Origin of the sequence: Aureimonas phyllosphaerae (assembly GCF_900113065.1) — a bacterium.
GTDB lineage: Bacteria > Pseudomonadota > Alphaproteobacteria > Rhizobiales > Rhizobiaceae > Aureimonas > Aureimonas phyllosphaerae.
This window is the reverse complement of the sequence record NZ_FOOA01000020.1, coordinates 34,466-55,093: the sequence shown is the minus strand read 5'-3', so window position 1 is coordinate 55,093 and position 20,628 is coordinate 34,466. Positions and strand designations below refer to the sequence as shown.

The window sequence follows — 20,628 nt, the reverse complement described above, 5'->3', positions numbered from 1 at the left end:
CGACGCGTCGGGTCGATCATCGTCGCGCGTCCTCGCTCGCCGCATCGACCTGCGCTTCGATGGCCGCCTTGTCGACGACGGACCAGACCCGGTGGATCTTGCTGCCCCGGAACTCGTAGAAGACGTTCTCGGCGAAGGACACCCTTCGCCCCTCCACCTTCAGGCCGAGGAACGCGCCGCGAGGGTGGCAGTCGAACCGGAGCCGTGCGGCAACGCGGGGCGGCTCGCAGACCAGCGTCTCGATGCGGAACGCGAGGTCGGGGATGTCCGCATGGTCCTTGACCAGCATCTCCCGGTAGCCGGCGAGACCGAGAGCGCGGCCGTTGTGTTCGATGTCGTCGGCCACGAAATCGCCGAGCGACGGCCAATCGCGCGCGTTGAGACAGGCGATGTAACCCTTGTAGAGATCAGGCATCGGGGGATCGACAGGCAATGGAGGTCCTCACGGTTGCGGCCTTCCGACCGTCGATGGCGTGCCGCGAACCTAACGCGGCAGCAGGATGCCGGCGATCCTCCAGTCGGACGGCTGGTGCGGGAGGCTGCCGTCGGCGATAAGTGAGCGGCACGGCGAGCACCCGGCGGACAGGCAGGCAGCAGCGATGGACCACGGTTCCCCGCGGGGGCAGCGAATGGAGCGCGTCTCGTTCAACCGGCCGCTCGGTCACGGCGGGCTCGAGACGATGGCGGCCCACTATGTGCGCCAGACCTTCAAGCCCCACGCCCACCCGGAATATCTGATCGGCGTCATCACCGGCGGCGTGCACGCGGTCTGGTGCCGCGGCGAGCAGCATACGGTCCTGCCGGGAACGGTGATGTCGATGCGGCCGGGCGACGTCCACCACGGAAATGCCGCCGTCGAGGCCGGCTGGGTCCAGCGGATGCTCTACATTGACGAGGACACGATGGTGGAGATCATGGGGGACCTCCGCGACAGCCACCGCGCCCCGCTTCCGAACTTCGACGCCTGCGCCCGGCGCGACGACGCGCTGGCGGCGAACCTCGCGCGCATCCACGACAGGGTGCATGCGTCGAGGCTGACCCTGTCTCGCGACGCGGCGCTGGTCGCCCTGGCGGGTCTCGTCGCGCAGATCTCGGAGGGCGGGCCGAATGACGCGCCGGCAAGCGCCACACCCGACGCCCGTGCCCGTCGGCTCGTCGACTATCTTCATGCCCATGTCGAAGCGGATGTCAGCCTCGACGAGCTTGCCTCGCTCGCCGGGCTCCGCCGGCGGCAGACGATCGACCTCTTCCGGCGCCAGACGGGCCTGCCGCCGCATGCCTACCACATCGGCCTGAAGGTGCGCCTCGTGCAGGATCGCCTGCGTGCGGGAGATGCGCCGGCCGCCGCCGCGACCGAAGCGGGCTTTGCCGACCAGAGCCACATGAGCCGCCACTTCACGGCCATCGTCGGGATGACGCCGGCAGCCTATTCGCAAGCGGGTCGGGACCGCACTTTCGTTCTATAGTGCCGCGCCGCGCGCCCCTAATCAGCCGATGCCGACACGGGGTTCGGCGAGCGACGGGGGCCTTCATCATGTCCTGTTCATCCAGCATCGCGGCGCCGCTCATGCCGCGATCGACGCTGGCGGCGGACGCCGCCGTCCTTGCCGTCGCGGTCGTCTGGGGCGCGAGCTATCCGGTGACGAAGGGCGCGCTCGCCTTCGCCCCCGTGCTCGTCCTGATCTTCTACCGGTTCGTCGCCACGGCCTGCGTCATGGCCCTGGCGGCGCGCCGGGAGCTCGCCTCTGCGGGACGCGGCGACATCCTGCGCGGCGCGGTGCTGGGAGCGATCCTCGCGGCGATCTTCATCTTCGAGATCGCGGGCCTCGCCCTCACCAGCGCGACGAATGCCGCGCTGATCATCTCGCTCTGCACGCTGTTCACCCCGTTTCTCGAGCATGGGCTCTCGCGCCGCCTGCCGCCGGGACCCGTCGTCGGCGGCGCCGTGGTCGCCTGCCTCGGCGTCGCCCTTCTGGTCGGAGGTCTGACTGCCTGGACGCCGGGCGACGGGCTCATCCTTCTCGCCGCCTTGTTACGCGCCGTCATGGTCGTGTCGACCAAGCGGCTGATGTCGGGACGGCGGTTCTCGTCGGTCGCGCTGACCGCGGTCCAGGCCGCCACAGTCGCCGCCGTGGCGCTTCTCGCCCTCGCGCTGACGCAGGACGTCGGGGCGCTGGCGGTCCGGGCCGGCGCGGGCTTCTGGGGCAGCATCGCATTCCTCTCGCTGTTCTGCACGGTCGCCGCGTTCTACGTCCAGAATGCCGCGGTCCGCCGCACGAGCCCGACGCGGGTCGGCTTCCTGATGGGAACCGAGCCGCTGTTCGGCTTCGCCCTCGCGCATATCCTCCTGCACGAGCCCGTCACCGGCCCGGCCTCGATCGGTGCGGTCCTGATCGTGGGTGGAACCTTCGCGGGGCTTCTCGGCGATCGAAGGGCTGGCTGAAGGCCGGGATCCCCCCAGCCGCCAGCCGTTCAGGCGATGACGCCGCCGCCGTCCACCCGCACGGTCGAGCCCGTGGCGAACGGCGTCCGCATCAGGAACAGGACCGCGTTGGCGATGTCGTCGGGCTGCCCGACGGCCTTTGCCGGCAGGTTCGCCCTCGCCCGCTCGAACGCGGCCTCGCGCGCCTCGTCCGAGAGTTTCGACCACAGCGGCGTGTCGATCATGCCGGGCGAGACCGTGTTGACCCGGATCGGCGACAGTTCCAGGGCAAGACCGCGCGCCAAGCCATCGAGCGCGGCGTTGATCGCGCCTTGCGTCACGGAGGTGGCCGAGGGGCGATCCGCGAGGTAGCCGGTGATGAGGGTCAGCGAGCCGCGCTCGTTGATCCGGGCGGCCCGGGCGATCCGGTAGGCGCCCCAGAACTTGCTTTCCATCGCCTGCCGCGCGTCCTCGAGCGGCAGGGTGCGAACCGGGCCGGTCGCCGTCTGCGCGGCCGACACGACCACATGGTCGAAGGCGTCGCGCTCGGCGAAGAAGGCCTCGATCCCGGTCATGTCGCCTGTATCGAGAACCGCTGCCTCGGCATGCGGGCCGAGAGCGGAGCGCGCCGCCTCGAGTTTGGCCTGCGAGCGCGAGGCGATCGTCACCCGAGCCCCCGCCCCGTCGGCCTGCCCGGCGACGGCGAGCCCGATGCCCGAGCTACCGCCCACCACCAGGACACGGCGTCCATTGAGTTCCGTCATCGCTTGGTTCCTTTCCACCCGTCGATCGTCCCGGGAACGCGCCAGGGCCTCGATCCGGCTCAACTGTCGTGTGGGAGAGGGGGCAGCGCTCATCCGGCCCCTGCCCCCGTCGTCGGCTTCAAAGGTCGGGGAAGAGGTCCCGGACGGGGCTCACGCTCTCCAGAAGCGAGGCGACATGCAGGATGGTGGATTCCGTTTGCCAGGCGCCGACGACCTGAACGCTGATCGGCAGGCCCTCCCGGCTCGTGCCGAACCGCATCGCGAGCCCGGGCAGCCCGGTGACGTGGAGCGGCACGGTCGCGCCCTGGAAATAAGTCGCCTCTCAAACGAAGCGAGCCCAGCGGTCGTCCAGGCATGACACAGCTTCGCCGGGTTGCCCCCGCCCGAAAGGACCTTCGGCGACATCACCGCATCCCGACCTTTTCGTCGGCGCCAGCACGCCTGAACGGGGCAGCGTGCCCCCGTCAATTCAAGACCGGATGCTCAGGTTTCTCCGCTCTGCCGGGAAGGACAGAACCGAAGGGCCGGCGGCTCATCGACGAGCCGGTCGGAGCCATCGCTTCCTTATTTCAGCTGGAAGGCCGTCATGGCGAACCCGATGAGGCTGCGGATGTGCTGGGCGACGCTCTCCCGCGTGGCCTCGGCGTCCGAGGCCTGGATCGCCTCGATGATCTGGAGGTGCTCCGAGGAGTCCGGGATCAGCCGCTCCTTGAGCTGGTCGATCTCGAAGAGCCGCGTGGCGGCCCGCAGGTCGCGCAGGACGCGCGCCATGACCGCGTTGCCGCAATGGTCGATGATCATCCCGTGCAGGTGGTCGTCCGAGAACCAGTGCTGATCGGTGTGGTAGGTCTTGGCGTCGAGGAGTTCCAGGATCTCGAGGCGCACGGCGAGCAGCGTGCGGCGGGGGATGTTGTCGAGCGCCAGCACCGCCGCCTCGGGCTCGATCAGGAGCCGCAGCCGCAGGCTCTGGAGATATTCGCCGAGATCGACGCGGCGCACGACGTAGTTGCGCCCCTCGCCCTTGTGGACGAGTCCCTCGCCCTCCAGTCTCTGGAGCGCCTCGCGCATAGGCGTTCGCGATACGCCGAGCGTCGCGGCGAGCTTCGCCTCGACGATCACGTCGCCGCCGCGAAGGCGGCGGCTGCGGATCATATCGGCGACCGAGCGGTAGGCGAGATTGGCAAGGTTCGGGCTGCGATCGGCGGCCGCGGTCGGTGCGGCTCCTTCGTTTGAACTCATGACTGCCTCACCCCCGCCCGCACTCGCCCCTCGCCACTACACGACTGGTATGCCACTCCTCCGCCGTGCGGAAGCAAACAGTCGAGCTCCAGATGGCGAAGCCCCCGGCCCCGGCGGAACCCACCAACCTCTCCGAGAAAGCCTATCGGCAGATTCTGTCGGACATTCTCGACGCGCGCCTGGCGGCGGGCACGCCCATCCAGGAGCGCCGTATCGCCGAGGAGATCGGCGTCTCGCGCTCGCCCCTGCGCGACGCCCTCGGCCGGCTGGCCGGCGAGGGCCTCCTGGTGCGCGGCAACACCGGCATCCTGGCGGTACGCGCCCTCAGCCTCCAGGACTACCTGCAGACCCTCGAGATGCGCGCGCTCGTCGAGCCCGCCGCCGCGTCGCTCGCGGCCACGGCCGTTGCAGCCGCGGACGTCGCCCGGCTGGAGGCCGAGATGGCGAGGCTGGAGACGACGGACGATCTCCAGGAGACCGATCTCCTCCGGTTCGACGACGATCTCCACGCGCTGATCGCGACCCATTGCGGCAACCCGTTCATGACGCGGTACCTCCAGGACATGCGCCGCTACACCACACTCTACGAACGCCAGACCAAATGGCGGGCGACGCTGCATGTCGACAACGGCGAGCACCGGGAGATCCTGACCGCGCTGTCGCTTCGCGCGCCCGACCAGGCCGCGGGGGCGATGCGGCGTCATTTGTCCGGCATCCGCCGACGCGTTCTCGAACGCTTCTGACGATCTTCGAGAATCCATCTTGCACGCCTCCGGCATCCGTCGCATAATACTGGTATACCACTAGCATGCGATTTTGCTCCCGATCTTGCCAAGAGGTTTCACCATGCCCACCCGGTTTCCCTTGACGATCGCGCTCGGCGCCCTCCTCCTCGCCACGACGGCACAGGCGCAGGACTGCAAGCCCGCCGTCGCCGACAGCGAACTCATTCAGCCGGGCAAGCTGGTGATGTCGACGAACCCGACCCTGCCGCCGCTGCAGTTCGTGGATGCGTCGGGCGAGCTGAAGGGCATGCGCGTCGAACTCGGCAAGGAGATCGCCAAGCGGCTGTGCCTTGAGCCCGCATACATCCGCATCGAGTTCTCGGCGATGGTGCCCGGGCTCCAGTCGGGCCGCTGGGACCTCATCAACACCGGCATCTTCTACACGCCCGAGCGCGCGGCGATGATGCAGATGATCCCCTACGAGAACCAGGCGATCAGCATCTCGACGGCCAACAATTCCGGCGTCGAGGTCAAGTCGCTCGACGACCTCGCCGGCCGCTCGATCGGCGTCGAGATCGGCGGCTTCGAGGAGAAGCAGGCCAAGGCGATCGACGCGCAGCTGCGCGAGAAGGGCCTCGAGGGCGCGACAGTGCGGACCTTCGACAATTTCGCCCTCGCCTATCAGGCGCTGCGCGCCGGCCAGGTCGACGCGATGGTCTCGATCGACGGCGTGGCCGAGGAATACGCCAAGCGCGGCCAGTTCCACCGCGCGCTGCACGGGATCGGCCCGACGCCGGTGGCCCTCGCCATGAAGAGCCGCCCGCTGGCCGACGCGGTGGCGAAGGTGCTCGCGGACATGAAGGCCGACGGCTCCTTCGACAAGCTCTTTGCCGAGTACGGTGTCGAGCCGGTGTCCGGCGCGCTCGCCGTGAAGGGTCCGGCGGGCTGACCGCCAGTCTTTCCACCCCGCCTCGGCGACGATCCGGCGAAGGACCGCACGCATGCTGAACTGGAACTGGTCGGGCTTCTTCGGCTACCTCGTGAACCCGTTCATCCTCCAGGGCGTCTTCACGACGCTCTGGCTGACGGTCGTGGCCATCCTCGCCGGCCTCGTGCTCGGCTTCGGCCTCGCCCTGATGCGGCGCTCGTCGTCGCGCATCCTCTCGGGCTTGGCGGGCGCCTATATCTGGCTGTTCCGCGGAACGCCGCTGCTCGTCCAGCTCATCGTCATCTACACCGCCCTGCCCGAACTCGGCATCCGCTTCAACGTCTGGCAAGCCGCGCTGATCGGCCTGTCGCTCAACGAGGCGGCCTATCTCGCCGAGATCATCCGCGCCGGCATCGAGGCGGTGCCGAAGGGCCAGGTGCGGGCCGCGCGCGCGCTCGGCATGCGCGAGCCGCAGATCATGCGTTCGATCGTCCTTCCGCAGGCGTTGAAGATCATCGTGCCGCCGCTCGGCAACTCGGTGAACGGCCTCCTCAAGACGACCTCGGTCACTTCGGTGATCTCGATGGAGGAACTCCTGCGCCGCACGCAGGTCCTCATCCAGGAGCGCTTCGAGGTGCTCGAACTCTTCACCGTCGCGGCGATCTACTACCTCCTCCTGACCACGCTCTGGGACCTCGTCCAGCGCCGGATCGAGCGGCGCTTCGGACGCTCCGACCAGCCGCTTGCCGCGAGCGAGCAGCGCTGACCCCGCCTTTCAACGGATCCATCGCCATGCAGAAGACCTTTCGCGGTGTCTACACCGTCATGATCACGCCGTTCGACAAGGCCGGACGGCTCGACGTCGAAACGCTCAAAGCCTTCACCGACTGGCAGGTCCGGGAAGGCATCCACGGCCTGATCCCGCTCGGCTCCACCGGCGAGTTCCTGTCCCTGTCCGAGGAGGAGCGCGTCGAGGTCGCGAGGACCGTGATCGAGACGGCCGCCGGCCGGGTCCCCGTCCTGATCGGCACGGGCGCCGAGGACACGCGCGAGGCCGTCCGCCTTACGCGACAGGCCGAGGAACTCGGGGCCGACGGGGTGATGATCATTCCGCCCTTCTACTCGACGCCGACCGACGACGAGCTCGTCCATCACTACCGCACGATCGCCGCGGCGACCAAGCTGCCGATCATGGTCTACAACAATCCGGCGACGGCCAACGTGGACCTCAAGCCCGATCTCGTCGCGCGGATCGCCGAGATCGAGGGCTGCGACTACATCAAGGAGTCGACGCTGGAGGTGACGCGCGTGCGTGACATCATCCGCAAGGCCGGCCGCAACATGACGGTCTTCGGCGGCATCCTGGGCTTTGAGTCCTTCGTGGAAGGGGCGGAAGGCTGGGTCGCCGTGGCGTCCAACGTCGCCCCGCGGCAGATGGCGCGCATCTTCGAGCTGGTGAAGGACGAGAACCGCGTTCCCGAGGCGCACAGGCTCTATCTCGAATGGCTGCCGCTGATCGAGGCGGTCGGCGGGCATCTCTATGTCGGCGGGACCAAGGCGCTCCTCGGCCACATGGGCTTTGCGGTCGGCGAACCGCGCCCGCCCCGCCTGCCGCTGCCGGCGGCCGACGACGCCCGCATGAAGGCGCTGGTCGACCACTTCGGCCTCGCCCGGGCGCTCGCCGCCTGACATGCCGATGGCGCCCGCCCCCAGCTCCCGCGTCGGCGCGACGGCGACCATCCGGTTCGATGGCCGCGCTCTCCCGGCCGTGCCGGGCGAGAGCCTTGCGGCGACGCTGATCGCGGCGGGCCTCAAGGCGCAGTCCATCGGCAAGGACGGACGCCCGCGCGGCCACTACTGCGGCATGGGCGTCTGCCACGAGTGCCTCGTGGTGGTGAACGGACGTGCGGGGCAGCGCGCCTGTCTCACCAGGTCGGAGGACGGCCAAGACGTCCGGAGCCATCCCGTGCGGATCGACCTCCTCGATCCTCACCTTGCCGATCTCGCCGGACTGCCGACGCAGATCCTCGAACGGAGCGTCGACGTTCTGGTCGTGGGCGCCGGGCCGGCGGGCCTTGCGGCCGCGGAGGCCGCGGCACGGCACGGGGCGAGCGTGACGGTGCTCGACGAGCGTCCCGGCCCCGGCGGGCAGTTCTACAAGCAGCGCCAGGGCATGGCGGCGCGCGACCCGCAGATGCGCGAGGGCGCGACGCTGATCGAGCGGGTGCGCGGCCTCGGCGTCGCCATCCATGGCGAGACGCTCGTCTGGGGCGCCGAGCGGGACAAGGACGGCCACCTCGTTCTCGGAACCCTATGCCGGAGCGAGGCGGCCCGGTGGCGCCCACGCGTGCTCGTGGTCGCCACCGGCGCCTTCGAAACGCCGCTGGCGCTTCCCGGCTGGACCCTGCCGGGCGTGATGACCACCGGCGGGGCGCAGACGCTGATCCGCTCCTACGGCGTGTCCGCCGGGCAGCGCGTCCTCGTCGTGGGCAACGGTCCTCTCAACCTTCAGGTGGCCCTGGAGCTTGCCGCTGCAGGATCGACGGTCGCCGCGGTTCTCGACCGGGCCCCGGCCCCGCACACGCGACCGCGCGAGGCGGGTCGCCTCGTCATCAGCCACCCGGCGCTCGCGCTTGCCGGCATGCGGCAGATGGCCCGGCTGCGCGCGTCGAGCATCCCCCTTTCCTGGTCCTCGCAACTCGTGCGGGTCGAGGGCGACGGGCGGGTCGAGGCTGCCGTCTACGCGACCCCCGAGGGCGAGCGGTGCGTCGCGGTCGACGCCGTGGTCGTCGGCAACGGCTTTGCCTCCGCGAACGAACTCTCGCGGCTCCTCGGCTGCGCCCATCGCGATCGCGGCGGCCGGCTGGAGGTCGAGCGCGACGAGACCGGCCGGACGTCCCAGCCCGACGTCTTCGTGATCGGCGAGGCCGGCCGCTTCGCCGGCGCCCACGTGGCGCTGGCGCAGGGTCGCCTCGCGGGCCGCGCCGCGTCGCGCGAGCTCGGCTCAGACACGGCGATCGAGGCGGACGAGGAGCGGGCCGACCGCCGGCGCCTCGCCCGGCACGAGACCTTCCAGGCTGCGCTCTGGACCCTTTTCGACGCGTCGGACGCTCCGCCGCCATCCGCGGACACGCTGGCCTGCCGATGCGAAGCGGTGAGCTTTGCGGCCGTCTCGCAGGCGCTGGCCAAGGGGCCCCATGGCGACACCGCCAGCCTCAAGCGCATGACCCGCGCCGGCATGGGCCGCTGCCAGGGCCGCTATTGCGGCCCGGTCCTCGCGCGGGCCGCCGCGCGCGATCCCGAGGCCCGCGAGGTCGTGCCGAAGCTCGCCGCGCAGATGCCGCTCCGGCCGATCCCCCTCGCCGCGCTCGCGCTGGAGAAGCCGGAATGGGGCGGCCATCGCCGCGCGCTCCTGCCCGACCGGGCGGCTCCCGACGCCGAACCGCTGCCGCCGCTTTCCGTCGGAACGCTGGTGATCGGCGCCGGGATCGCCGGACTGTCCACCGCGCTGTTCCTCGCCCGCGCGGGCGAGGACGTCGTCGTGGTCGAGCGCGGCGTTCCCAATTCCGGCGCCTCGGGCGGCAATGCGGGAAGCCTGCATGCGCAGCTCCTCTCCTTCGACTACGGCGCACGCGCGGAAGCCGGCGGCGGGCCGGCTGCGCGAACCCTCCCGCTGCAGCGGGACTCGATCGACCTGTGGCGCCAGCTGGAACGAGAGCTGGCGGCGGACTTCGAAATCAAGATCACCGGCGGCCTGATGGTCGCCGAGACCGAGGAGCATCTGCGTTTCCTGGAAGCCAAGACCGCGGTCGAGCGCTCGCGAGGGGTTCGCTGCGACCTAATCGACGCAGCGGAACTCCGCCGCCGCGAGCCCGCCTTGTCGGAGCGCTTCCTCGGCGCCGCGTTCTGCCCGCAGGAGGGCAAGATCAATCCGCTCGTGGCCACCGAAGGCGTCCTGTCGGCGGCCCTTGCAGCCGGCGCGCGCCTCTACACGAACGCCGAGATCCGGGCGATCCGGCGCGAGGGCGACGGCTATGCCGTCGACACCTCGCGCGGCCCGATCCGGGCGCGCCGGGTGGTCAACGCGGCGGGCGCCTTCGCCTCGCGCATCGGCGCCATGCTCGGGCTGGACGTGCCGGTCTTCGGCGCCCCGCTGCAGATGGTCGTGACCGAAGCCGTCGCCCCGCTCGTGTCCTACCTCGTCGCACATGCCGGCCGCCACCTGACGCTGAAGCAGGCGGCGAACGGCAACATCATCATCGGGGGTGGCTGGACCGCCGGGCTCGATCCGGTGCACCAGCATCCGCGCCCGCTTTTCGACAGCCTGGAGGGCAACCTCTGGGTGGCGCAGCACGTCGTGCCCGCGCTTCGTAAGGCGCATGTCATCCGGAGCTGGGCGGCGATGAACATCAACATCGACGGCGCGCCGATCCTCGGCGAGCACCCCGACGCCCCCGGCTTCTTCAACGCCGTCACATCCAACGGCTACACGCTCGGGCCGCTCGTCGGCCGCATCACCGCCGATCTCGTGGCCGGAAGGCCCGCGACGCACGACATCGGCCCCTTCTCCGTCACGCGCTTCGCGAAAGGCCGCCCATGATCGAGATCCAAGGCGTCAACAAGTTCTACGGGAAGTTCCAGGTCCTCAAGAACTGCAGCACCCATGTCGCCAAGGGGGAGGTGGTCGTCGTCTGCGGCCCGTCGGGGTCGGGCAAGTCGACCCTCATCAAGTGCGTCAACGGGCTCGAGGGCTTCGACGAGGGCTCGATCCGGGTCCAGGGCATCGAGGTCGGCGACCCGAAGACCGACCTGCCGAACCTTCGCACGCGGATCGGCATGGTGTTCCAGAACTTCGAGCTGTTCCCGCATCTGTCGATCATCGAGAACCTGACGATCGCGCAGGAGATGGTCCTCCAGCGCACGCCCGACGTCGCAAAGGCCAAGGGAATGGCGCTGCTCGACCGGGTGGGGCTCGCCGACCATGCGGCCAAGTATCCCGGCCAGTTGTCGGGCGGCCAGCAGCAGCGCGTGGCGATCGCGCGTGCCTTGGCGATGGACCCGATGGCCATGCTCTTCGACGAGCCGACCTCCGCGCTCGACCCCGAGATGATCGCCGAAGTGCTCGACGTCATGGTCGGCCTCGCCCGCGAAGGCATGACCATGATGTGCGTGACCCACGAGATGGGCTTTGCCCGAAACGTCGCGACGCGGGTTGTCTTCATCGACCAGGGCGAGATCGTCGAGGACCGGCCGACCGAAGCCTTCTTTTCGGAGATCACCAACCCGAGGACGCAGACCTTCCTCGGCAAGATCCTGCGGCACTGAGCGACCCGTCCGCGCCGCGGCCCACCCTCAATCAGGACACATCCATGAGCGAGCTTATCGTCGAAATCGACCGCCACGCCTTTCCCGCGCGCTTCGAGACCGAGGCCGCCCCCCGGACCGTGGCGGCCTTTCGCGACCTCCTTCCCTATTCCGAACGCGTCATCCACGTGCGCTGGTCGGGCGAAGCCTGCTGGATCCCGCTCGGCGACAAGGACTTCGGCCTGCCGTACGAGAACGCGACCAGCCATCCCCATCCCGGCCAGATGATCCTTTATCCCGGCGGCGTGTCGGAGACCGAGATCCTTCTCGCCTACGGCCCGGTCGCCTTCGCATCCAAGGCGGGGCCGCTGGCCGGCAACCATTTCCTGACGATCATCGACAAGCTGGACGCGCTGGCCGAACTCGGCCGCGGCACCTTGTGGACCGGCGCAAAGCCGATCCGTTTCCATCTGACGTGAGCGACAGAGGATGGAGCGGCAGCCGGGAGCGCCCGAACGGGCTGGCCGCCGCCCCATTCATCGTCCGACAGGGAGCCGCAATCGATGACGACCCTTGAAGCCGCGGCCTCCCGCGACATCCCCCTTTCCCCGGCGGAACTCGACCTCCTGATGCGGCTTGTCGCGGCGGCGGGCGACCAGTCGGCCTTCACCGGTCTCGTCGCCGAGCGGATGGAAGCCGTGGGCTGCGCGGTCGAACCTCTCGTCTACGATCCGCAGGCCGTTCCGCTGATCGAGGAGTTCGCCTCCGGGGTGGATACCGCCGCCGGCGAACAGACATGCCTGATCGGGCGGATCGCCCCGTCGACGGCCGCGGACGGTGCCAGAAGCCTTCTCCTTTTCGCCCATCCCGACGTGGAAGCCTTCCAGGCGGATCACGGCTGGTCGCATGATCCCCGCGAGCCACGCGTCGAGAACGGCCGGCTGATCGGATGGGGCGTTGCCGACGACATCGCCGGAATCATGATCATGGTGGCCTCGCTCGCTCGATTGCACGCCCGCGGCTGGACCCCGCCCGCGCCGGTCACCCTCGTTTCATCGCCCTCGAAGCGGCATCGTCGCGGGATCGCGGCAGCGCTCGCCGCCGGCCTTTCGGCGGATGCGGCGATCTACCTGCACCCGGCGGAATCGGGCGCCGGCCTCGACGAGATCAAGGCCTTCGCACCGGGGCAGATCGAGTTCGCGGTGGAGATCGCGGGGCGTCTCCCGCAGACGGACGAGCCTTCGCATGCGGCTTTCGCCCATCTGGCCCATCACCCGCTCGATGCGATGCGGGCCGTCCTCGACGCCCTCGCCTCGCTCGACCGCGCGCGAGGGAAAAGCGTCCAGCACCCGCTCCTGCAGGCGGCGGTCGGCCGCTCCACCAACCTCCTGGTGACGCGGATCGAGGCCGGGTCGACCGGCGCCTCCGCGCGCATCCCCGCCTCGTGCCGGATCGCAGCGGTTCTGTCGCTGGTGCCGGGTGAGACCCTGGCGGAGGCGAAGGCGGTGGTGGAGGATGCCGTATCGGGCGCTTGGCAGGGCCTTCGATGGCCCGAGGCCACGCGGCCCGACGTGACATGGCTCTCCGGGGTTTCGGCCGCCGAAACCGACGTCGACGGCCCCCTCTACCAACTGGTCCGGGCGATGTTGCTGGAGGCCGGCGCGAATCCGAGGGTGAACCCGCTCCATACATCGAGCGACATCCGCAACCCGCTCGTCCAGCGCTCCATCCCGACGGTCGGCTACGGTCCGAGATGCGGCGATCTCACCATGGCGAAGGGGGTCGGCGAATGGGTCGACCTCGCGGATCTCTCCCGCGCGATCGATGTGACGGCGTCGATCATCGAGGCCTGGTGCGAGGCGCCGTCCAGCACGACACAGCCATGATGCCACGCGAGGGTCCTGTCGGAATGGCCGAATGGCCGTCGGTCACTCAGGCGACGAACGGATCGGCTCGACCGTGGGCTCTGCCAGCGGCAAGGGCGCGGACAGGAGCTGGAACGACAGGGACTTGCCGTGGCCGTCGAGCCCGAGGCTCGCATTGACGCCGCCCTCCAGCACGCCGTCGAGGACGAAGTTGAAGGCAGCCAGCCGCGGTAGTTCGTAGCGCACGACACGCGTCGGCTGCCGCGCGGCGAAGACCCCGGCGACGAAGGCTTCCGTCAACACTTGCCGCAGGCGCTCGTAGTCCGCGGGATCGCGGCAGATCACCGCGATGTTGGCGCGGTTTCCCTTGTCGCCCGACCGGGCGTGGGCAAGGGATCGCAGCGTCGTCTCAGCCATGGTGCGGCTCCAGGATCTCCATGCGGGGCTCGACGCGCTCGCGCTCCACGAGGCAAGACGCGCTGGCGACACGGTGGGTGAGGCGCGTGCGGATGCCCGCGCCGCCCCCCGGACCCGCGCAGTAGAGCGCCCGAACCTCGTGCAGGAGTTCCTCCGGTCCGGCTCGATCGGTCGAGGCGGCGGCGAGGCGGACGCGGACGTCCTCGCAAGGCGAAACCGCAAGGGCCGGTCCGAGCGCCGCGGGACCGGCCGGGTGAAAGAGGCTGGCGACACCGATCGCATCGGCGCGCACGAGAAGACCCGGCCAGCGCCGCGCCATCCGCGCCTGCACGACGGCGATCGCCAGAGCTGCCCGGCGCGCGGCGTTCGCGCCGGCATAGGAAATCTCGCCTTCCGCCAGATGCCCGCCATCGACGCACACCGTCGCCTTCAGCCGCTCGGGCCTCGGCCGCCCGCGCGCGCCGACCACCCTCACCCGGTCCTTGCCGACGACCTCGATCCCGACCTCGGTGAGGTCGAGGACGACGTCGGGGGTGAGATAGGCCGCGGGATCGTGGATCTCGTAGAGAAGCTGTTCGGCGACGGTCTCGCGGTCGACGCGCCCACCCGTGCCCGGCGGCTTGGTCAGCGTGATCGCGCCGTCGGAGAGAATTTCCGCGATGGGATAGCCGACCTCGGCAAGGTTCGGGACGTCCGCCATCCCGGGGTCGGCGAAGTATCCGCCGGTGACCTGCGAGCCGCATTCGAGGAGGTGGCCGGCGAGCGTTCCGGCAGCCAGGCGATCCCAGTCGTCGAGCCGCCAGCCGAACGCATGGATCAGCGGCCCGAGCGCCAGCGACGGATCGGCGACGCGTCCTGCGACGACGACGTCGGCACCGGCGTCGAGGCCCTCGCCGATCGCTTCGGCGCCGATATAGGCGTTGGCCGAGACGATCCCGGCGGCATCGGCGAGGAGGTCGCTGTCCATCTCGCGCGCCCTCAGTTCCGCGTGCGAGAAGGCATCGGAGATGTCGTCGCCCTCGACCACGGCGATCCGGATGTCGGGGTGGCCGAGTTCGGCCGCGAGGCGGCGGATGATCCGCGCCCCGCCCCGGGGGTTGGCGGCCCCGAAATTGCCGACGATACGGATGCCCGACGCCAGGCATTCGGCCAGCACGGGCCGAAGGAAGCGCTCGATCGCCTCGCTCGCGCCGGCCTCCGGGTCCTGCCGGCGCCGGAGCTGCGCCAGCGCCAGCGTGCGCTCGGCCAGCGTCTCGTAGATCAGGAAGCGGGGCCCTTCGTGGCGTGCCAGTTCGCGCACGACGGGGAGGCCGGCATCCGAGCGATCGTCGGCAAAGCCGGATGCGCAGCCGATCCGCACGAGGGAAGGAAGGTCTGCGTCCGACATCAGATGGCTCCGGTGATCCAGGCGACGGCGGCCATGATCAGCGTCGTCGCGAAGGCCCATTTGAAGATGAAGCGCTGGTGCGCGCCAAGCGTGACGCCCGACAGGCCGATGAGGATGAAGGTCGAGGCGGTGAGCGGGCTGAGCGGGAAGCCCGTCGTCATCTGCCCGAGGATGGCGGCGCGTCCGACCTCGATGCCCTCGTGGCCGAGCGCCTCGGCGGTCTGGGCGAAGACCGGCAGCATTCCGAAGTAGAAGGCGTCCGGCGTGAAGGCGAGGCTGAGCGGCATGCTCGCGACGGCGACGACCTGCGGCAGGTAGGGCGCCATGCCGTTCGGCACCACGGCGACGAGCGAGGTCGCCATCGCCTCGATCATGCCGGTCCCCTGGAGGATCCCGGTGAAGATGCCGGCGGCGAAGATCATGGTGGTGACGGTCACGACGCTGTCGGCATGCGCCACCAGCCGTTCACGCTGGGCCTCCCAGCTCGGATAGTTCACGAGAAGCGCCACCGCGAAACCGATGATGAAGATCACGGCGAGCGGCAGGACATGCGTGAAGAGCATGACGAGAAGCACGAGCGTCAGCGCGACGTTGAACCAGAAGAGGTGGGGCCGCAGTGCCGCCGCGTCCTCCGCCGTCTCGGTGACGTGGGCGCCCGCGTCGAAGCTGTCGGCGACGCCGAGGCGGCGGCGCTCCTTCAGCCCGAGATAGGCCGCCACCAGGAAGACCCAGGCGAGGCCGACCAGCATCGCGGGGATCACGGGCTGGAAGATGTCCTGCGAACTCGTGCCGAGGACGCTCATCGCGCGGGCGGTCGGTCCGCCCCAGGGCAGGATGTTCATCGTGCCGGCCGCCAGCGCGACGATGCCCGGCAGCACCAGCGGGTTCATGCGCATGTGCCGGTGGATCGGCAGGAGTGCCGTGATCGAGATCAGGAAGGTCGTCGCGCCGTCGCCGTCGAGAGCGACCAGCATCGGCAGCGCCGCCGAGACGAGGCAGAGCCGCACCGGATCGCCGCGCACCAGCGACACGAGGCCGAGGATCATCGGCTTGAAGATCCCGGTGCCCATCATCAGGCCGAAATACAGGACCGCGAACATGATCATGATGCCGGTCGGCGCGACCCGCACGATCCCGTCCATCATCATCTTGCCGAGGTCGGCGCCGAAGCCGCCGAGAAGCCCCGCCGCGAGCGGCACGAGAACGAGGCCGACGAGCACGGACAGGCGTCCGCTCAAGGTGATCGCCAGGAAAACGGCGATCGTGCCAAAGCCGAGCACGGCAAGCATGAATTCCTCCCAAGGCCTTCTCCCGAGGCCGGGCGGCAAGTTCGCACCCGCCGACTTGTGCGTAAATTGAATTCGGTTCATGCATCGATGCATGAAGCGCATCGATCTCTCGCCCTTCGAGCTTCAGGTCTTCCTGGTTCTCGTCGAGACCGGCAGTTTCCGGGCGGTCGCCCATCACTTCGCTCTGTCGCAGCCAGCGGTCAGCCGGGCGGTCGCGCGCATCGAACAGCGGATTGGAGCGAGGCTTTTCGACCGGACGAGCCGGTCGGTGGCCCTGACGCCGCAGGGCGAGGCGCTGCTGCCGATCGCCCGGCGCGTGATCCACGACCTCACGACCTCGCTGGACGAGATCACGCAGTCGCTGTCGGCGATCGGCGGCCATGTCGCGATCGCCGCCCTGCCCTCGATCGCCTCGGCCATCCTGCCGCCGCTCTTCGCACGGCTTCACCGCGACGACCCCGAGATCCGGCTGTCGATCATCGATACGCTGCTCGACGGGGTCACAGGCGCGGTGGCTCAGGGCGAAGTTGATTTCGGCATCGCCGTCGAACCGTCGCGGCGATTGCCCGACCTCGTCTTCGAACCCCTGACGACGGATCGCTTCGTGGCCGTCCTGTCCGCTCGCCATGCGCTAGCCAGCCTGCCGGATCTCTCATGGGCCGATCTGGCGACGCATCCCGTCGTCGCCATGAGAAGCCTGACCTCGGTGCGCCAGCTGACGGACGAAGGGTTCGCATCCGCGGGCTGCGCGGTGGTGCCGGCGTTCGAGGTCTCGCATCTCGCCTCGGCCGGCGCGCTCGTCGCGGCGGGGCTCGGCGTCACGGCCCTGCCGGAACTCGCGCTCAAGGCGTTCGACACGGAAGGGATCGTCACGCGCCCGCTGACCGCACCGGTGGTCCACCGCGCGATCTGTCTCGTGCAGCGGCGAGGACGAACGCTGTCGCCGACGGCGGCCCTGGTTCGCCAGCGGCTGCTGATGCTCGCGCCTTGAGGCTGCGACGCACTTTCGCCCGGCGCAGTCCGACCGAGCGCACCTCCGTCATGCGGCCGCTAGCGACCGTGCTCGAGCGCCTCGCTCGTCTCGGCGGCCGGACGCTTCACCGTCTCGGCGACGCGACCGTGGCCGCTGATTTCGCGACCGGCATCGGCGGAGAAGCGCAGGTTCCAGACCGTCGCCAGAAGCGAGATCGCCACCACGACCGCGAAGGCCACCGAGAAGTCGGACAGTTCCGGTGCGGCATGGCCCTGCACACCCATCGAGCCGTGCAGGGCAAGCGCCGCGACGCAGATGCCGAGCGACAGCATCAGCTGCTGGAAGGTCGTGTAGAAGCTCGTCGCCGAGCTCATCTGCGCCGGCGAGATCCGGTCGTAGGCCACCGTATTGTAGGCGGTGAACTGGAACGACATGGAGAAGCCGCAGCAGACCAGCACCCCGAAGATCGCGGGCAGCGGCCAGTCCGGCCGAAAGAAGGCGCAGGTGCCGTAGAGAAGCGCGGCGAGGATCCCGTTGACCACGAGCGCCTGGCGGAAGCCGAAGCGCCGCAGGATCCGAGGCGCCAGCGCCTTCATCATCAGCGAGCCGATCGCGGTCGCGATCGTGACGAGGCCGCTCGTCGCCGCCGAGAGCCCGAAGCCGAGCTGCATCATCAGCGGCAGGAGGAACGGCTGCGCCCCTTGCGTGATGCGGGTCAGCGATCCCGCGATCACCGAGGTGCCGAAGGACGGCACGCGCATCAGCGCGGGATCGAGGATCGGCGCGGCATGGCGCCGGGCATGGTGGAGATACGCCGCGCCCGCCACGAGGCCGACCGCAACGAGCGCGAGCGCCAGCATCCCCTCGCCGTCGCGGCTCGCCGTCTCGAAGCCGAACAGGAGCGAGCCGAGCGAGATGCCCGAGAGGATCATGCCGACGCTGTCGAACGGGCCGGTGCGCTCGTCCCGGGTCTCGTCGATGAAGAGACTGACGAGCACCATTCCGACGAGGCCGACCGGCACGTTGATATAGAAGATCCAGCGCCAGTCCGCATAGGTGACGATGAAGCCGCCCACCGGCGGCCCGAGGATCGGGCCGATGAGGGCGGGCACAAGCAGCCACGACATGGCCGAGACGAGATCGCGCCGCTCCACCGAGCGCAGGAGCACGAGGCGTCCGACCGGCATCATCATCGCACCGCCGAGCCCCTGGAGGAGACGCGCGGCGACGAGGAACCCGAGCGAGGGCGCCAGTGCGCAGAGGACCGATCCCGCGACGAAGACGCCGATGGCGGCCCGGAACACGGTGCGCGAGCCCCAGCGATCGGCCACCGCCCCGCTGACAGGAATGAAGACCGCGAGGCTGATGAGGTAGGAGGTGAGCGCGATGCTCATTGACGGCGCACCGACGCCGAAGTCCCGCGCCATCGTCGGCAGCGCCGTGGCGAGGATGGTGGCGTCGAGCTGCTCCATGAACATGGCGCTGGCGACGATGAGGGCGATGGTGCGGAAATTGCGCCGGGCGGGCACGGCATTGGCAAGGCCGATGGCGGAAGACGGGACGGACATGGAAATCGAAACGAACGCTTCACGGGCGGCGACGAGCCGGGCCGCCGGGCGGCGTGATACCTTCGATGGGAATCGCAAGGGAGACATACGGTGTCGATCGACCGTTGGCCACCCCTTCCCCGTTCACAATGGTCGCGCTGCGGGGCCTGAACGGTGGGAACCCGCCTGGAACGCTCTCGCAGGAAAGGCGCGGTTTCCGGCCCGTCCCTTTCGGCCCCGGCGCCGTCCCTTCGCAAAGGGGGCTTCGCGCGCCTTCGACCTGCGGATGTCGGCCCTTCCATCCCCGCGTTCCGACGAAACGACGGCGACGACGATCAGACGGTCTTCAGCCGTTCCGCGATCACCCCGAGGACGATCTCGGCCAGCGCGCTCACGGTCGGATCCTCTTCGCTCTCCGCGCGCACCAGCGTCAGGGAGACGGCTGGAAGCGCCGGGAGACCGGATTCGGTGGGGTCGAGCGCGACGAGCTCGTCCGGCAGGCCGATGCGGGTGCGCATCGTGATGCCGAGGCCCGCGGACGCGGCGGCCCAGAGACCCGACAGACTGGGACTGGATACGGCGATCCGCCAGGGCAGGCCGGCTTGATCGAGAGCCCCGATGGCGGGATCGCGAAACGAGCACGGGGATTCGAACGCAACGAGCGGGACGGGCTCGCCCCGAGCGATGCGGCCGAGCCGCCAGTCGCGGCGCCCGATCCAGACGGTGGGGATCTCCGCAATCGGCGTGAGATGCGGTGCGTCGATCGAGGCGCCCCAGGCCAGCGACAGGTCCAGTTCCCCCTGCCGCGTCTTGTCCACGAGGGCGTGGACCTTCTCGACCACGATCTCCACCAGGACGTTCGAATGGACGCGGGAGAACCGGCCGAGGACCTCGGGCAGCCAAGCCTCGGCAAAGTCCTGCGGCAGTCCGAGACGGACACGCCCGGCAAGTTCCGAACGACGCAGGCTGTCGATCGCCTCGTCGTTGAGGTCGAGGATGCGGCGTGCATAGCTGAGGAGCCGCTCCCCGGCGTCGGTCAGCGCCAGGCCCCTGCCGGCTCTCGTCACCAGTGGCTGCCCCACCTGTTCCTCGAGCTTGCGAAGCTGGGCGCTGACGGCCGATTGCGACCGCCCCACGCGATCGGCCGCGCGCGCGAAGCTGCCGAGCTCGAAGCCAAGGACGAAGGTGCGGAGCGCGTCGATGTCGAGATGGGGACGGACCACGTCGCTTCACTCATTCCGAACGGTTGGTGCGAAACTTCCAAATAGTCGATCGATCACGGCAGGAATAGACGTGGAAACCGATAAATCGCCCTTTGGAGCCCGGCATGCCTCTCGTTCGCATCAGCCTTTTCCACGGCCGCTCGCCCGAAGCGGTCCGCAGCATCGCCGACGGCGTTCACGCGGCCCTCGTCGAGGCCTACGGCGTCCCCGAGGACGACCGCTTCCAGATCATCGAGCAACGCGCGCCGGGCGAGATCATCTACAGCCCGAGCTATCTCGGCATCCAGCGCACGGACGGGATCGTCATCGTCCATGTGGTGGCCAGCAACTGGCGCGACACCGCGCAGAAGACGGCCTTCTACCAGGCCGTCGTCGACAGGCTCGCCGCCGATCCCGGCGTCCGCCGCGAAGACGTCCAGATCGTCATCAGCCCGAACGACAAGCCCGACTGGTCCTTCGGCAACGGCCTCGCGCCCTATGTCACCGTCTCGGCGGACAGCTGACCGTCACCGGGCGGGAACCGACGCGCGCGTCGTTCCGACAGT

Annotated in this window: 21 protein-coding genes; 12 read left to right on the top strand and 9 right to left on the bottom strand. The window is 69.5% G+C overall.

What is annotated here, in order from left to right; genetic code table 11:
* Window positions 1-16 precede the first annotated feature (16 nt).
* On the bottom strand, window positions 17-415 hold the full coding sequence (locus BM175_RS18540; protein ID WP_090965702.1) for an ester cyclase: 399 nt from the start codon (window positions 413-415) through the stop codon (window positions 17-19).
* A 184-nt stretch (window positions 416-599) separates the two neighbouring features.
* Between BM175_RS18540 and BM175_RS18535 the strand changes: the two genes are divergently transcribed.
* Together BM175_RS18535 and BM175_RS18530 are read left to right on the top strand one after the other, a co-directional pair.
* On the top strand, window positions 600-1,466 hold the full coding sequence (locus BM175_RS18535) for an AraC family transcriptional regulator (RefSeq protein ID WP_090965700.1): 867 nt from the start codon (window positions 600-602) through the stop codon (window positions 1,464-1,466).
* Window positions 1,467-1,534: 68 nt separating this feature from the next.
* Entirely contained in the window at window positions 1,535-2,443 is a 909-nt protein-coding gene (locus BM175_RS18530; protein ID WP_090965698.1) for a DMT family transporter, read from the top strand.
* 29 nt (window positions 2,444-2,472) lie between these two features.
* Here the strand turns inward: BM175_RS18530 and BM175_RS18525 are convergent, their stop codons facing one another.
* From BM175_RS18525 to BM175_RS18515, 3 genes are all read right to left on the bottom strand, one after another.
* Window positions 2,473-3,186 carry an SDR family oxidoreductase gene (locus tag BM175_RS18525; RefSeq protein ID WP_090965697.1) on the bottom strand — a complete coding sequence of 238 codons (714 nt, stop codon included), beginning with the start codon at window positions 3,184-3,186 and terminating at the stop codon, window positions 2,473-2,475.
* 118 nt (window positions 3,187-3,304) lie between these two features.
* Complete coding sequence (locus tag BM175_RS18520; RefSeq protein ID WP_210185810.1) at window positions 3,305-3,481, bottom strand: amidase family protein; 177 nt, start codon at window positions 3,479-3,481, stop codon at window positions 3,305-3,307.
* Between the two features lie 269 nt (window positions 3,482-3,750).
* Window positions 3,751-4,425, bottom strand: a complete 675-nt coding sequence (locus tag BM175_RS18515; RefSeq protein ID WP_090965695.1) for a GntR family transcriptional regulator — start codon at window positions 4,423-4,425, stop codon at window positions 3,751-3,753.
* 92 nt (window positions 4,426-4,517) lie between these two features.
* Here BM175_RS18515 and BM175_RS18510 point away from each other — a divergent pair, with 92 nt between their 5' ends.
* The 8 genes from BM175_RS18510 (at window position 4,518) to BM175_RS18475 (ending at window position 13,268) form a co-directional block, all read left to right on the top strand.
* Window positions 4,518-5,168, top strand: coding sequence for a GntR family transcriptional regulator (locus BM175_RS18510; RefSeq protein ID WP_090965693.1), 651 nt, complete (start codon window positions 4,518-4,520; stop codon window positions 5,166-5,168).
* 103 nt (window positions 5,169-5,271) lie between these two features.
* Window positions 5,272-6,099, top strand: a complete 828-nt coding sequence (locus BM175_RS18505) for an ABC transporter substrate-binding protein (protein ID WP_090965691.1) — start codon at window positions 5,272-5,274, stop codon at window positions 6,097-6,099.
* A gap of 52 nt (window positions 6,100-6,151) precedes the next feature.
* A complete protein-coding gene (locus tag BM175_RS18500; protein WP_090965689.1) occupies window positions 6,152-6,844 on the top strand; it encodes an amino acid ABC transporter permease in 693 nt (230 codons plus the stop codon).
* 26 nt (window positions 6,845-6,870) lie between these two features.
* Window positions 6,871-7,767, top strand: a complete 897-nt coding sequence (gene dapA, locus BM175_RS18495) for a 4-hydroxy-tetrahydrodipicolinate synthase (RefSeq protein WP_090965687.1) — start codon at window positions 6,871-6,873, stop codon at window positions 7,765-7,767.
* A 1-nt stretch (window position 7,768) separates the two neighbouring features.
* Window positions 7,769-10,678 (top strand): FAD-dependent oxidoreductase, encoded by a 2,910-nt coding sequence (locus BM175_RS18490; RefSeq protein ID WP_425285292.1) that lies wholly within the window; start codon window positions 7,769-7,771, stop codon window positions 10,676-10,678.
* Window positions 10,675-11,403 (top strand): amino acid ABC transporter ATP-binding protein, encoded by a 729-nt coding sequence (locus BM175_RS18485; RefSeq protein WP_090965685.1) that lies wholly within the window; start codon window positions 10,675-10,677, stop codon window positions 11,401-11,403. The genes BM175_RS18490 and BM175_RS18485 overlap by 4 nt, the downstream gene beginning before the upstream one ends.
* A gap of 44 nt (window positions 11,404-11,447) precedes the next feature.
* Window positions 11,448-11,861, top strand: coding sequence for a DUF3830 family protein (locus tag BM175_RS18480; protein ID WP_090965683.1), 414 nt, complete (start codon window positions 11,448-11,450; stop codon window positions 11,859-11,861).
* A gap of 84 nt (window positions 11,862-11,945) precedes the next feature.
* Window positions 11,946-13,268: a M20 family metallopeptidase gene (locus BM175_RS18475; RefSeq protein ID WP_090965681.1), complete on the top strand. Its 1,323-nt coding sequence runs from the start codon at window positions 11,946-11,948 to the stop codon at window positions 13,266-13,268.
* Window positions 13,269-13,310: 42 nt separating this feature from the next.
* On the opposite strand, the gene BM175_RS18470 is transcribed toward BM175_RS18475, so the two are convergent.
* Genes BM175_RS18470 through BM175_RS18460 form a run of 3 tightly spaced genes read right to left on the bottom strand, consistent with a single transcriptional unit; the run spans window position 13,311 to window position 16,340 of the window.
* Complete coding sequence (locus BM175_RS18470; protein ID WP_090965680.1) at window positions 13,311-13,664, bottom strand: AtuA-related protein; 354 nt, start codon at window positions 13,662-13,664, stop codon at window positions 13,311-13,313.
* Window positions 13,657-15,051, bottom strand: a complete 1,395-nt coding sequence (locus BM175_RS18465) for an acyclic terpene utilization AtuA family protein (protein ID WP_090965678.1) — start codon at window positions 15,049-15,051, stop codon at window positions 13,657-13,659. The genes BM175_RS18470 and BM175_RS18465 overlap by 8 nt, the downstream gene beginning before the upstream one ends.
* Window positions 15,051-16,340, bottom strand: coding sequence for a CitMHS family transporter (locus BM175_RS18460; RefSeq protein ID WP_090965676.1), 1,290 nt, complete (start codon window positions 16,338-16,340; stop codon window positions 15,051-15,053). The genes BM175_RS18465 and BM175_RS18460 overlap by 1 nt, the downstream gene beginning before the upstream one ends.
* 91 nt (window positions 16,341-16,431) lie before the next feature.
* Between BM175_RS18460 and BM175_RS18455 the strand changes: the two genes are divergently transcribed.
* A complete protein-coding gene (locus BM175_RS18455) occupies window positions 16,432-17,331 on the top strand; it encodes a LysR family transcriptional regulator (protein ID WP_175526911.1) in 900 nt (299 codons plus the stop codon).
* A gap of 59 nt (window positions 17,332-17,390) precedes the next feature.
* On the opposite strand, the gene BM175_RS18450 is transcribed toward BM175_RS18455, so the two are convergent.
* Window positions 17,391-18,881, bottom strand: coding sequence for a DHA2 family efflux MFS transporter permease subunit (locus tag BM175_RS18450; protein ID WP_090965673.1), 1,491 nt, complete (start codon window positions 18,879-18,881; stop codon window positions 17,391-17,393).
* A 314-nt stretch (window positions 18,882-19,195) separates the two neighbouring features.
* Window positions 19,196-20,083: a LysR substrate-binding domain-containing protein gene (locus BM175_RS18445; RefSeq protein WP_090965671.1), complete on the bottom strand. Its 888-nt coding sequence runs from the start codon at window positions 20,081-20,083 to the stop codon at window positions 19,196-19,198.
* Between the two features lie 104 nt (window positions 20,084-20,187).
* On the opposite strand from BM175_RS18445, the gene BM175_RS18440 reads away from it, so the two are divergent.
* Window positions 20,188-20,586 carry a tautomerase family protein gene (locus BM175_RS18440; protein WP_090965731.1) on the top strand — a complete coding sequence of 133 codons (399 nt, stop codon included), beginning with the start codon at window positions 20,188-20,190 and terminating at the stop codon, window positions 20,584-20,586.
* Window positions 20,587-20,628: the final 42 nt, after the last annotated feature.